General features: G+C 59.6%; 14 protein-coding genes. 10 read left to right on the top strand and 4 right to left on the bottom strand.

The window, feature by feature from the left end; translation table 11 throughout:
* Positions 1–36: 36 nt before the first annotated feature.
* From NE357_RS24750 to NE357_RS24740, 3 genes are all read right to left on the bottom strand, one after another.
* Positions 37–294 carry a PA4570 family protein gene (locus NE357_RS24750; protein ID WP_039771721.1) on the bottom strand — a complete coding sequence of 86 codons (258 nt, stop codon included), beginning with the start codon at positions 292–294 and terminating at the stop codon, positions 37–39.
* A gap of 207 nt (positions 295–501) precedes the next feature.
* Positions 502–843 (bottom strand): zinc ribbon domain-containing protein YjdM, encoded by a 342-nt coding sequence (locus NE357_RS24745; RefSeq protein WP_007950963.1) that lies wholly within the window; start codon positions 841–843, stop codon positions 502–504.
* Positions 844–968: 125 nt separating this feature from the next.
* Positions 969–1,937 (bottom strand): polyprenyl synthetase family protein, encoded by a 969-nt coding sequence (locus NE357_RS24740; RefSeq protein ID WP_169431984.1) that lies wholly within the window; start codon positions 1,935–1,937, stop codon positions 969–971.
* Between the two features lie 241 nt (positions 1,938–2,178).
* Between NE357_RS24740 and rplU the strand changes: the two genes are divergently transcribed.
* The 5 genes from rplU to NE357_RS24715 all read left to right on the top strand — a co-directional run bounded on the left by rplU (position 2,179) and on the right by NE357_RS24715 (position 5,932).
* Positions 2,179–2,490 (top strand): 50S ribosomal protein L21, encoded by a 312-nt coding sequence (gene rplU, locus NE357_RS24735; protein WP_003228361.1) that lies wholly within the window; start codon positions 2,179–2,181, stop codon positions 2,488–2,490.
* A 35-nt stretch (positions 2,491–2,525) separates the two neighbouring features.
* Positions 2,526–2,783: a 50S ribosomal protein L27 gene (gene rpmA, locus NE357_RS24730; protein ID WP_003228360.1), complete on the top strand. Its 258-nt coding sequence runs from the start codon at positions 2,526–2,528 to the stop codon at positions 2,781–2,783.
* A gap of 193 nt (positions 2,784–2,976) precedes the next feature.
* The gene (gene cgtA / locus NE357_RS24725) at positions 2,977–4,200 is read left to right on the top strand and encodes an Obg family GTPase CgtA (RefSeq protein WP_169431983.1); all 1,224 of its coding nucleotides are present in this window, start codon (positions 2,977–2,979) and stop codon (positions 4,198–4,200) included.
* A gap of 137 nt (positions 4,201–4,337) precedes the next feature.
* A complete protein-coding gene (gene proB, locus NE357_RS24720; protein ID WP_085712194.1) occupies positions 4,338–5,456 on the top strand; it encodes a glutamate 5-kinase in 1,119 nt (372 codons plus the stop codon).
* 11 nt (positions 5,457–5,467) lie between these two features.
* Complete coding sequence (locus tag NE357_RS24715; RefSeq protein ID WP_169431982.1) at positions 5,468–5,932, top strand: CreA family protein; 465 nt, start codon at positions 5,468–5,470, stop codon at positions 5,930–5,932.
* Between the two features lie 115 nt (positions 5,933–6,047).
* Here NE357_RS24715 and rpsT read toward each other — a convergent pair whose 3' ends face one another.
* Entirely contained in the window at positions 6,048–6,320 is a 273-nt protein-coding gene (gene rpsT, locus NE357_RS24710) for a 30S ribosomal protein S20 (RefSeq protein WP_003228351.1), read from the bottom strand.
* 252 nt (positions 6,321–6,572) lie between these two features.
* On the opposite strand from rpsT, the gene murJ reads away from it, so the two are divergent.
* The 5 genes from murJ (at position 6,573) to fkpB (ending at position 12,974) form a co-directional block, all read left to right on the top strand.
* Positions 6,573–8,111, top strand: coding sequence for a murein biosynthesis integral membrane protein MurJ (murJ, locus tag NE357_RS24705; protein ID WP_169431981.1), 1,539 nt, complete (start codon positions 6,573–6,575; stop codon positions 8,109–8,111).
* A 129-nt stretch (positions 8,112–8,240) separates the two neighbouring features.
* Positions 8,241–9,179, top strand: a complete 939-nt coding sequence (ribF, locus tag NE357_RS24700) for a bifunctional riboflavin kinase/FAD synthetase (RefSeq protein ID WP_007959537.1) — start codon at positions 8,241–8,243, stop codon at positions 9,177–9,179.
* A gap of 13 nt (positions 9,180–9,192) precedes the next feature.
* Positions 9,193–12,024 (top strand): isoleucine--tRNA ligase, encoded by a 2,832-nt coding sequence (gene ileS, locus NE357_RS24695; RefSeq protein WP_169431980.1) that lies wholly within the window; start codon positions 9,193–9,195, stop codon positions 12,022–12,024.
* On the top strand, positions 12,017–12,529 hold the full coding sequence (gene lspA / locus NE357_RS24690; protein ID WP_085712189.1) for a signal peptidase II: 513 nt from the start codon (positions 12,017–12,019) through the stop codon (positions 12,527–12,529). The genes ileS and lspA overlap by 8 nt, the downstream gene beginning before the upstream one ends.
* Before the next feature lie 7 nt (positions 12,530–12,536).
* Entirely contained in the window at positions 12,537–12,974 is a 438-nt protein-coding gene (fkpB, locus tag NE357_RS24685; protein WP_169432708.1) for an FKBP-type peptidyl-prolyl cis-trans isomerase, read from the top strand.
* The last annotated feature ends 83 nt before the right edge of the window (positions 12,975–13,057 follow it).

Here is a 13,057-nt window from a genome sequence, read left to right as displayed (position 1 = left end):
CACAAGCGTGGCTTGTGCAGGGTTTCTCCGCCGTTCTCATACTTCGATCTTGTGATGCAGTTCACTGGTCGGGCGCAAGGCCCGGGCATAGCAGAACAGGAACAGATTGCGCACCAGCTCCTTGAGCACCAACGGTTCGCTGGAACTCAGGCCGCTGACGTCCAGATCCCCTTGATCCTGCAACTCGTGCAGGGCCTCTTCTTCCAGTACCGCGCAGACTTCGCCGGTTTCCCGATGCAGGATCCTGAGGTACGGGTGCGGGCGATCCAGCCAGGCGTCGATCAAATAAGTCATGGTTCTCATCTCCATTGAAAGGGTTTCAATGAGAATAATTCTTATTCGTCAAATAGCAAGCGCCTATTGGCGGTTCGTGATTTTTTATGGGTAAAGATTGCGTAAGGTCAAAACGGCTGGCATTTGGCTATTGCCTGGTTTTGTGGGGTATAGCGGGAGAGGGTGAAGCTCCATCCCACGACGGGCGCGGGATGGAAGACAGCAGGTTCAGACTTTTCTGACGAACTCGGATTTGAGTTTCATCGGGCCGATGCCGTCGATCTTGCAGTCGATGTCGTGGTCGCCGTCGCAAAGGCGGATGTTCTTGACCTTGGTGCCGACCTTGACCACCAGCGAGGTGCCCTTGACCTTCAGGTCCTTGATCACCGTGATGGTGTCGCCGTCCTGCAGGACGTTGCCGACCGAATCTTTCTTCACGGCATCATCGGACGCGACTTCGGCTTCACCGCCGGCAGACCACTCGTGGGCGCACTCCGGGCACACCAGTTGGGTGCCGTCTTCGTAGGTGTATTCGGAATTGCATTTCGGGCAGGGTGGCAACGTGCTCACTAAGGCTCCTTGGAGAGAGGATCGTTAAAAGTCGCACATTGTATAGGGTTTTAATCCCTGATGGCAGGCAACAAAAAACCGCAGGCTCCGACGGAGGCTGCGGTTTCTTGATTGCGCGGCGTTGATCAGTGCGTGCGGGCGACCGCGAACTCGCTCAGTTCAACCAGTGCATCGCGGTATTCGCTGGCCGGCAATACTTCGAGGCAGTTGATCGCACGGGCCACGTAGTCGCGAGCCAGTTGTGCGGTGTATTCAAGCGAACCGGACGCTTCCACGGCAATGCGGATGCTTTCCAGGTCTTCGATCCCGCCTTTCTGGATCGCCTGACGTACCAGTGCAGCTTGCTCTGGCGTGCCTTCGCGCATGGTGTAGATCAGCGGCAGGGTCGGCTTGCCTTCGGCCAGATCGTCACCGACGTTCTTGCCCAGGGTTTCGGCGTCGCCCTTGTAGTCGAGCAGGTCGTCGACCAGCTGAAACGCCACGCCCAGGTGATCGCCGAAGGTGCGCAGGGCTTCGCTCTGCTCGGCGGTCGCACCGGCCAGCGCTGCGGCGCTGTGGGTCGAAGCCTCGAACAGCATCGCGGTCTTGCCGCGGATGACTTCCATGTAGGTTTCTTCGGTGGTGCTCGCGTCGCGAACCTTGGACAGCTGCAGCACTTCGCCTTCGGCGATGATGCGCGTGGCCTGGGACAGGATCTTCATCACCGGCATCGAACCCAGTTCGACCATCATTTCGAACGAACGCGAGTACAGGAAATCGCCGACCAGCACGCTCGGGGCATTGCCCCACATGGCGTTGGCGGTCGAACGGCCACGGCGCATGCCGGACATGTCGACCACGTCGTCATGCAGCAGGGTGGCGGTGTGCAGGAATTCGATGGTGGCGGCCAGCAGACGCATGTCGTCGCCTTCGCGACCCAGGGCCTTGCCACACAGCAGCACCAATAAAGGGCGCAAGCGTTTGCCGCCGGCCGACGTGATGTAATCGCCGATTTTCGATACCAGCGGCACTCGGGAAGTCAGCTGCTTCTTGATGATGCCGTCGACGGCGCTAAAATCGTCCGCCACCGCGCGGTAGAAAGCTTGGGGTTGCATCAGCGACAGGTGCTCCAGAAGGGTTGCGCGGCATGCTAGGACCCACGTCCGGGCCTGTCAAGGCGCGATGGACGGCCCCTTGCATGACTTCGAAGGCTTGCGTACAATCGCGCACCCTGAACTTCCTGGGCAGCACCTGCCTTACGCAATTGCACTTGGGCCGTTCCAGCCCCATGCAGCCATGCCAGCCAATACCTCTTCTTATAAAGAGCTGGGTGAGCAGGATTATCGGAGAAATACCATGTACGCAGTAATCGTTACCGGCGGTAAGCAATACAAGGTCGCTGAAGGTGAATACCTGAAGATCGAAAAACTGGAAGTCGCTACTGGCGAATCCGTGACTTTTGACCGCGTTCTGTTGGTCGCCAATGGCGACGACGTGAACATCGGCGCACCTGTTGTTGCTGGCGCAACCGTCAAGGCTGAAGTGATCTCCCAAGGTCGTCACGATAAAGTCCGCATCATCAAGTTCCGTCGCCGTAAGCACCACATGAAGCGTATGGGCCACCGCCAGTGGTTCACCGAGATCAAAATCACCGGTATTCAGGCTTAATTACAGCCTAATTCCTCACTAGGAGAATTGAACTCATGGCACACAAAAAAGCTGGTGGTAGTACCCGTAACGGTCGCGACTCAGAAGCCAAACGCCTTGGCGTGAAGATGTATGGCGGCCAGGTCATCAAGGCCGGCAACATCATCGTGCGTCAGCGCGGCACCCAATTCCACGCTGGTTACGGCGTTGGCATGGGTAAGGATCACACCCTCTTCGCGAAAATCGAAGGCGTGATCAAGTTTGAAGTAAAAGGCGCCTTCGGTCGTCGTTACGTGAGCGTTGTCGCAGCCTAACTGCGAGAGTGCTGGAGAAGCCCTGTCTTGCGACGGGGCTTTTTCGTTTGTGGGGTGAGTCTCTTGCAAAGCTGTTTGTATGGGCTGCCGGCGTGCGATGCAGGTCGTGGATTGGGGTCGCTGCGCTCATTTTTGCAAGAGTCTTATGTCTTGATTGTTTTTCGGCTCGTCCGTACGGCGAGAGGCGTTGGTTATGAAGTTTGTTGATGAAGTATCGATCCGCGTAAAGGCTGGCGACGGCGGCAATGGCTGCATGAGTTTCCGTCGGGAAAAATTCATTGAAAACGGCGGTCCGAACGGTGGTGATGGCGGTGACGGCGGTTCCATCTACATGATGGCCGACGAAAACCTCAACACCCTGGTGGACTACCGTTACACCCGGCACTTCGATGCCGAGCGTGGCTCCAACGGCGGCAGCACCGACTGCACCGGCAAGAAGGGTGAGGATCTGATCCTGCGTGTGCCGGTTGGTACCACCATCATCGACTCTGCTACCCAGGAAGTCATCGGCGACCTGACCAAGTCCGGTCAGAAACTGATGGTGGTGCAGGGCGGCTGGCACGGTCTGGGCAATACCCGTTTCAAATCCAGTACCAACCGTGCGCCGCGCCAGACCACGCCGGGCAAGCCGGGCGAGCAGCGTGACCTGAAGCTGGAGATGAAGGTTCTGGCTGACGTCGGCCTGCTGGGTCTGCCGAACGCCGGTAAAAGTACCTTTATCCGTTCCGTGTCGGCCGCCAAGCCGAAAGTCGCCGATTACCCGTTCACCACGCTGGTGCCGAACCTGGGTGTGGTCAGCGTCGACCGCTGGAAAAGCTTCGTCATCGCCGACATTCCGGGTCTGATCGAAGGTGCTTCCGACGGCGCTGGTCTCGGTATCCGTTTCCTCAAGCACTTGGCGCGTACCCGTCTGCTGCTGCACCTCGTGGACATGGCGCCGCTGGACGAAAGCAGTGCGCCTGACGCCGCTGAAGTGATCGTCAACGAACTGATCAAGTTCAGCCCCTCCCTGGCGGAGCGTGACCGCTGGCTGGTGCTGAACAAGTGCGACCAGATCCTTGAAGAAGAGCACGAAGAGCGCGTCAAGGAAATTGTCGATCGTCTGCAATGGGAAGGTCCGGTCTACGTGATCTCGGCCATCGCCAAAGAAGGCACCGAACGCCTGACGCGCGACATCATGCGCTACCTGGAAGATCGTGCCGATCGCCTGGCCAATGACCCGGCCTACAAGGAAGAGCTGGCCGATCTCGATCAGCGCATCGAAGACGAGGCCCGTGCCCAGTTGCAGGCGCTGGATGACAAGCGTGCCCTGCGTCGCAGTGGCGTGAAGTCGGTCCACGACATCGGTGACGATGACTGGGATGAAGAAGATGTGGATGACGAAGACGGTCCGGAAATCATTTACGTGCGTGACTGATTCGTTGAAGTAAACTTAAGCGCCGCTCAATCGAGCGGCGTTTTGGTATCTGGAAATCGATTGTTGGTCACGAGTAACCACGAATAACGTCACGGGCAGCGCTGGGTCGCGCTGTCCTCAAGCTAAGGTTGAAGATGATGCGGAGCAAGGTGACAGGTGCGCAGCGTTGGGTCGTGAAGATCGGCAGCGCTTTGCTGACAGCGGATGGCAAGGGCCTTGATCGCAAGGCGATGGGCGTCTGGGTCGAGCAGATGGTGGCTTTGCATGAGGCTGGCGTCGAGTTGGTGCTGGTGTCCTCCGGGGCGGTGGCGGCCGGCATGAGCCGTTTGGGCTGGACCGCACGACCCAGTGCGATGCACGAACTCCAGGCTGCTGCGGCAATCGGTCAGATGGGGTTGGTGCAGGCCTGGGAGTCGAGCTTTGCCGAGCATGGCCGGCACACGGCGCAAATTCTTCTGACCCACGACGATCTGTCCGACCGCAAGCGCTACCTGAATGCCCGCAGCACCTTGCGTGCACTGGTCGAGCTGAAAGTCATCCCGGTGATCAACGAAAACGACACCGTGGTCACCGATGAAATCCGTTTCGGCGACAACGACACGCTCGCTGCGTTGGTGGCCAACCTGGTCGAGGCTGATCTGCTGGTAATCCTGACGGATCGCGACGGCATGTTCGACGCTGATCCGCGCAACAACCCCGACGCGCAGCTGATTTACGAAGCGCGTGCCGATGATCCGACTTTGGATGCGGTGGCGGGCGGAACCGGCGGTGCGCTGGGGCGTGGCGGCATGCAGACCAAGCTGCGCGCGGCGAGGCTGGCGGCGCGTTCCGGAGCGCATACCATCATTGTGGGTGGGCGTCTGGAGCGAGTGCTTGATCGTCTGAAGGCGGGCGAGCGAATCGGTACGCTGCTGTCGCCAGAGCGCGGCATGCTGGCGGCGCGCAAGCAATGGCTGGCCGGTCATCTGCAAACCCGCGGCACGCTGGTGCTGGATGACGGTGCGGTTTCTGCGTTGTCGGAAGGTCACAAGAGTCTGCTGCCGGTTGGCGTCAAACTGGTTCAGGGCAGTTTCCGTCGAGGTGAGATGGTGGTTTGCGTGGCGCCGGACGGTCGTGAGATCGCCCGTGGCCTGGCCAACTACAGCGCGCTGGAAGCACAAAAAATCATCGGTCAGTCGTCGGATGCGATTGTCGGTTTGCTGGGTTACATGGCTGAGCCGGAGCTGGTTCATCGTGACAACCTGATTCTGGTCTGAGGAAAAGCGCAATGCGCATGGCAAAAGGATTGTTGGGTCTGTTGATGGCGTTGCCATTGCTGGCCTCGGCCGAGGAAATCGGCCAGGTATCGACGGTGTTCAAGTTTGTCGGGCCGAACGACCGGATCGTGGTCGAGGCGTTCGATGATCCAAAGGTCGAGGGGGTGACCTGCTACCTGTCACGCGCCAAGACGGGTGGCGTGAAGGGTGGCTTGGGTCTGGCCGAGGATCGCGCCGAGGCGTCCATTGCCTGTCGTCAGGTGGGGCCCATCAGCTTCAAGGGTGAGCTGAAGGATGGCGAGGAGGTGTTCAAGGAGCGCACTTCGCTGGTGTTCAAAACCATGCAGGTCGTGCGTTTCCTCGACAAGAAGCGCAATACGCTGGTGTATCTGGTCTACAGCGATCGCCTGATCGAGGGGAGTCCGCAGAATGCGGTGACGGCGATACCGATTCTGCCGTGGGCATCGGCTCATTGATTGAGCGCAAAAAAAACGAGGAGCGTGTTGGCTCCTCTTTTTTTGCATTGTTTTTTGCCAAATTGCAGGCAATAAAAAACCGACCCTGAGGTCGGTTTTTTAATGACTACGTCGCTTAGGCAGCTTCTTTCAGTGCCTTGACGTGGCCATTCAGGCGGCTCTTATGACGAGCAGCCTTGTTCTTGTGGATGATGCCTTTATCGGCCATACGGTCGATAACTGGCACAGCCAGAACGTATGCAGCTTGAGCTTTTTCAGCGTCTTTTGCGTCGATGGCTTTAACTACATTCTTGATGTAGGTACGAACCATGGAACGCAGGCTGGCGTTGTGGCTGCGACGCTTCTCAGCCTGTTTTGCACGTTTTTTGGCGGAAGGTGAGTTGGCCACCGTCGAGCTCCTCGAAAGACTTTTTAGGAAATAGCAAACAAAATAGGCCGCGAATCATGCCGATGAAGAGATGTCTTGTCAAGGGCGCTTGAGACGTTCCGCTAAGTGGTAGGTATAAAGAGGCGGGATATTTATTTCCGGCGCTTGACCTGTAAACTCGCGAGCTTTGGCTCTGTGCTGTTGCGGCGCGGAGTATCGCACAAGTAGGCGCATTGTTCGCCTGCTGTTTATCGACAGGCACAAATTCCTTCAATGAATCTGCTCAAATCGTTGGCCGCCGTCAGCTCTATCACGATGCTTTCCCGGATTCTCGGGTTTGTACGCGACACGCTCATTGCCCGCACCTTCGGCGCCGGAATGGCGACCGACGCCTTCTTTATCGCCTTCAAACTGCCCAATCTGCTGCGCAGGATCTTCGCCGAGGGGGCATTTTCCCAGGCTTTTGTGCCGATCCTGGCCGAATATAAAAGCCAGAAGGGCGAAGAGGCGACCCGCACCTTTATTGCCTACGTTTCCGGCCTGCTGACCTTGGTACTGGCGCTGGTCACCGCGTTGGGCATGATCGCCGCGCCCTGGGTGATCTGGGCCACGGCCCCCGGTTTTACCGATACGCCGGAAAAATTCCAGCTGACCTCCGACCTGCTGCGAGTGACCTTCCCTTATATATTGCTGATCTCCCTGTCTTCGCTGGCGGGGGCGATCCTCAATACCTGGAACCGCTTCTCGGTGCCGGCGTTCGTGCCGACCCTGCTGAACGTCAGCATGATCGTGTTTGCGCTGTTCCTGACGCCGTACTTCGATCCACCGGTCATGGCCCTCGGGTGGGCGGTGCTGGTCGGTGGTCTCGCGCAATTGCTTTATCAACTCCCGCACTTGAAAAAAATCGGCATGCTCGTGCTTCCGCGCCTGAATCTTCGCGATACCGGTGTCTGGCGGGTGATGAAGCAGATGTTGCCGGCGATCATCGGCGTCTCGGTCAGCCAGATTTCCCTGATCATCAACACTATTTTCGCCTCGTTCCTGGTGGCGGGCTCGGTGTCGTGGATGTATTACGCCGACCGTTTGATGGAGCTGCCGTCCGGTGTACTCGGTGTGGCGCTGGGCACGATCCTGCTGCCGACACTGGCCAAGACCTACGCCAGCAAGGATCGCCACGAATACTCGCGGATTCTCGACTGGGGCCTGCGCCTGTGCTTCGTGCTGGTACTGCCATGCGCGCTGGCGTTGGGGATTCTGGCCGAGCCGTTGACGGTTTCACTGTTCCAGTACGGCCAGTTCAGCGGATTTGACGCGGAGATGACGCAGCGGGCATTGATTGCCTATTCTGTCGGTCTGCTCGGGATCATCGTGATCAAAGTGCTGGCGCCCGGCTTTTATGCGCAACAAAACATCCGTACGCCGGTAAAAATCGCAATCTTCACCCTGGTGGTCACGCAGTTGTTCAACCTGGTGCTGATCGGTCCGCTGGCGCACGCCGGCCTGGCACTGGCGATCAGCGCCGGTGCCTGCCTGAACGCCGGGCTGCTGTTCTATCAACTGCGCAAACAACAGATGTATCAACCACAGCCGGGTTGGTTGAAGTTCGGTTTCAAGCTGTTGGTTGCGGTGGCGGTGATGTCGGCGGTGCTGTTGATCGGCATGCATTTCATGCCCGCGTGGGATCAGGGCCACATGCTGGAACGCTTCGTGCGCCTGGGCGCCTTGGTGGTTGCCGGCGTGGTTGCGTATTTCGGCATGTTGCTGCTGCTTGGTTTCCGCCTGCGCGACTTCAATCGCAAGGCCTTGAGCTGAGGTTTCACCCTTGAAAAGCGGGCGCCAGCCGGCAGTTTTGTCGGCTCGTTCACTTTGGGTTACGGTGTTGCCTGTCGTCGGCCGTCGGGTGTGGTTATAATCGGCCACTTTATGAGCAAGAAGCGCGTTATGCAGCTGGTTCGAGGCCTCCACAATCTGCGCCCCCAGCATCGGGGCTGCGTCGCCACTATTGGCAACTTTGACGGTGTTCACCGCGGTCACCAGGCCATCCTGGCCCGACTGCGTGAGCGTGCGCTCGAGTTGGGCGTACCCAGCTGCGTGGTGATTTTCGAGCCGCAGCCACGGGAATTCTTTGCCCCGGAGACCGCTCCGGCGCGTCTGGCCCGGTTGCGCGACAAGCTGCAACTGTTGGCTGCCGAAGGCGTCGACCGGGTTCTGTGCCTGGCGTTCAACCAACGCCTGAGCAAGCTCAGCGCCAGCGAGTTCGTTGATACCATCCTGGTCGATGGCCTCGGCGTGCAGCATCTGGAGGTCGGTGACGATTTCCGCTTCGGTTGCGACCGCCTCGGCGATTTCGATTTTCTGTTGCAGGCCGGACAGGTTCACGGTTTTACCGTCGAAGCTGCGCAAACCGTCGAGCTGGACGGCATTCGCGTCAGCAGCACTCAGGTGCGCAACGCGTTGGCCGCCGCCGATTTTGCCCTGGCCGAGCGTCTGCTTGGCCGCCCGTACCGGATTGCCGGTCGTGTGCTGCATGGCCAGAAACTGGCCCGCCAGTTGGGTACGCCCACGGCGAACATTCAGCTCAAGCGCCGTCGCGTGCCGTTCACCGGTGTTTACCTGGTCGACGTCGACATCGACGGCAAGACCTGGCCCGGCGTCGCCAATATCGGCGTGCGGCCCACGGTGCAAGGTGATGGCAAGGCCCACCTTGAAGTACATCTTTTGGATTTTGCCGGCGATCTGTATGACCGGCGTTTGACGGTGGTTTTCCACCAGAAGCTGCGTGAAGAGCAGCGTTTCGCCTCCCTGGAGGCATTGAAAACGGCGATCAGCGCGGATGTCGCCGCCGCCCGTGCACTAGCCGCACCTAGCGCCCATCGCTAATGAAGAGCCTTAAATGACCGACTATAAAGCCACGCTAAACCTTCCGGACACCGCCTTCCCAATGAAGGCCGGCCTGCCACAGCGCGAACCGCAGATCCTGCAGCGCTGGGACAGTATTGGCCTGTACGGAAAGTTGCGCGAGATTGGCAAGGATCGTCCGAAGTTCGTCCTGCACGACGGCCCTCCGTACGCCAACGGTACGATCCACATCGGTCACGCACTGAACAAGATTCTCAAGGACATGATCATCCGCTCGAAGACCCTGTCGGGCTTCGACGCGCCGTATGTCCCGGGCTGGGATTGCCACGGCCTGCCGATCGAGCACAAGGTTGAAGTGACCCACGGCAAGAACCTGGGCGCGGACAAGACCCGCGAGCTGTGCCGTGCCTACGCCACCGAGCAGATCGAAGGTCAGAAGACCGAATTCATCCGTCTCGGCGTGCTGGGCGACTTCGCCAATCCGTACAAGACCATGGACTTCAAGAACGAGGCCGGTGAAATCCGCGCCCTCGCCGAAATCGTCAAGGGCGGTTTCGTGTTCAAGGGCCTGAAACCGGTGAACTGGTGTTTCGATTGCGGTTCGGCCCTGGCCGAAGCGGAAGTCGAGTACGAGAACAAGAAGTCCTCGACCATCGACGTCGCGTTCCCGATCGCCGACGAAGCCAAACTGGCTGCCGCGTTCGGTCTGCCGTCGCTGGGCAAACCTGCCTCGATCGTGATCTGGACCACCACCCCGTGGACCATCCCGGCCAACCAGGCGCTTAACGTTCACCCGGAATTCACCTACGCCCTGGTCGACATCGGCGACAAGCTGTTGGTGCTGGCTGAAGAGTTGGTCGAATCGTGCCTGACCCGTTACGGCGTCGAAGGCACCGTGCTGGCCACCGCGCCGGGTTCGGCGCTGGAACTGATCAATTTCCGTCACCCGTTCTACGACCGTCTGTCGCCGGTGTACCTGGCCGACTACGTGGAACTGGGCGCCGGCACCGGTGTGGTTCACTCCGCCCCGGCCTACGGTGTGGACGACTTCGTGACCTGCAAGAAATACGGCATGGTCAACGACGACATCCTCAACCCGGTACAAAGCAACGGCGTCTATGTGCCGTCGCTGGAGTTCTTCGGCGGCCAGTTCATCTGGAAGGCCAACCCGGCCATTGTCGAAAAACTGACCGAAGTCGGTGCGCTGCTGCACACCACCGTCATCGAACACAGCTACATGCATTGCTGGCGTCACAAGACCCCGCTGATCTACCGCGCTACCGCGCAATGGTTCATCGGCATGGACAAGGAGCCAGTGTCCGGTGACACCCTGCGTCAGCGCTCGCTCAAAGCCATCGAAGACACCAAGTTCGTTCCGGCCTGGGGCCAGGCGCGCCTGCACTCGATGATCGCCAACCGTCCGGACTGGTGCATCTCCCGTCAGCGCAACTGGGGTGTGCCGATCCCGTTCTTCCTGAACAAGGAAAGCGGCGAGCTGCACCCTCGCACCGTCGAGCTGATGGAAGAAGTCGCCAAGCGCGTCGAAGTCGAAGGTATCGAGGCCTGGTTCAAACTCGACGCTGCCGAACTGCTGGGCGATGAAGCGCCGCAGTACGACAAGATCAGCGACACCCTCGACGTCTGGTTCGACTCGGGCACCACGCACTGGCACGTCCTGCGCGGTTCGCACCCGATGGGCCACGAGACCGGTCCGCGTGCCGACCTGTACCTGGAAGGTTCGGACCAGCATCGTGGCTGGTTCCACTCGTCCCTGCTGACCGGTTGCGCCATCGACAACCACGCGCCGTACCGCGAGCTGCTGACCCACGGCTTCACCGTGGACGAGTCCGGCCGCAAGATGTCCAAGTCCCTGGGCAACGTGATCGCGCCGCAGAAAGTCAACGACACCTTGGGCGCCGACATCATGCGTCTGTGGGTTGCCTCGACCGACTACTCCGGCGAAATGGCCGTGTCCGAGCAGATCCTGCAGCGCAGCGCGGACGCCTATCGTCGTATCCGTAACACCGCGCGTTTCCTGCTTTCCAACCTGACCGGCTTCAATCCGGCCACCGACCTGCTGCCGGCCGAAGACATGCTGGCACTGGATCGCTGGGCGGTGGATCGCACCCTGCTGCTGCAACGCGAGCTGCAAGAGCACTACGGCGAATACCGTTTCTGGAACGTCTACTCGAAGATCCACAACTTCTGCGTGCAGGAGCTGGGTGGTTTCTACCTCGACATCATCAAGGACCGCCAGTACACCACCGGCGCCGACAGCAAGGCCCGTCGTTCGTGCCAGACCGCGCTGTTCCACATCTCCGAAGCGCTGGTGCGCTGGATCGCGCCGATCCTGGCGTTCACCGCCGACGAGCTGTGGCAATACCTGCCGGGCGAGCGCAACGAATCGGTGATGCTCAACACCTGGTACGAAGGCCTGACCGAGTTGCCGGAAGGCTTCGAGCTGGGTCGCGAGTACTGGGATCGCATCATGGAAGTGAAGGTGGCGGTCAACAAGGAGATGGAAATCCAGCGCGCGGCCAAGGCCGTCGGTGGCAACCTGCAAGCCGAAGTGACGCTGTACGCCGAAGATGCCCTGAGCGCCGACCTGGCCAAACTCAGCAACGAGCTGCGCTTTGTACTGATCACTTCGACTGCCAGCGTTGCGCCGTTCGTACAGGCTCCGGCCGAAGCTGTGGCCACCGAAGTCAGCGGCCTGAAGCTGAAGATCGTCAAATCGGCCTTCCCGAAATGCGCCCGTTGCTGGCACTGCCGTGAAGACGTCGGCGTGAATCCGGAGCATCCGGAGATCTGCGGCCGTTGCGTGGACAACATCGATGGCGCTGGCGAGGTTCGTCACTATGCCTAATGCCGTTGGCCGTTTCGGACGGCTGAGCTGGCTCTGGTTGAGCTTGCTGGTTCTGGTCATCGACCAGGCCAGCAAGTTCTACTTCGAAGGCAAGCTCGAGATGTACCAGCAGATCGTGATCATTCCCGATTATTTCAGCTGGACCCTGGCTTACAACACCGGCGCGGCGTTCAGCTTCCTGGCCGACAGCTCCGGCTGGCAGCGCTGGCTGTTCGCCCTGATCGCGGTGGTGGTCAGTGCGGTGCTGGTGGTCTGGCTCAAACGCCTGGGCCGCAACGAAACCTGGCTGGCCATCGCGCTGGCGCTGGTGTTGGGCGGCGCGCTGGGCAATCTGTATGACCGCATTGCCCTGGGCCATGTGATTGACTTCATTCTGGTGCACTGGCAGAACCGCTGGTACTTCCCGGCGTTCAACTTCGCCGACAGCGCCATCACCGTTGGTGCGGTGATGCTGGCACTGGACATGTTCAAAAGTAAAAAAACCGGAGAAGCCGTTCATGACTGAACAGGTATTGGCTGAGCAACGCATCGGCCAGAACACGGAAGTCACCTTGCACTTTGCATTGCGCCTGGAGAACGGCGACACGGTCGACAGCACCTTCGACAAGGCCCCGGCGACCTTCAAGGTCGGCGATGGCAACCTGCTGCCGGGTTTCGAGGCGGCGTTGTTCGGCTTCAAGGCCGGAGACAAGCGCACGCTGACCGTCGAGCCGGAAAACGCGTTCGGCCAGCCGAACCCGCAAAACGTGCAGGTCATGCCGCGCTCGCAGTTTGCGGACATGGAACTGTCGCCGGGTCTGCTGGTGATCTTCAACGATGCGGCCAATACTGAGCTGCCGGGTGTGGTGAAAGAGTTCGACGATGCGCAAGTGACCGTCGACTTCAACCACCCGCTGGCCGGCAAGACGCTGACCTTTGACGTGGAAATCTTCTCCGTCAAAGCCGTCTGAGTAACACAGCAGAACCCCTGTGGGAGCGGGCTTGCTCGCGAATGCAGACTGACATTCAACATAAAAAAGTTGTCTGGCACACC

The organism is Pseudomonas sp. G7(2022), assembly GCF_052660475.1.
This window is presented reverse-complemented; position numbering and strand designations above follow the sequence as displayed.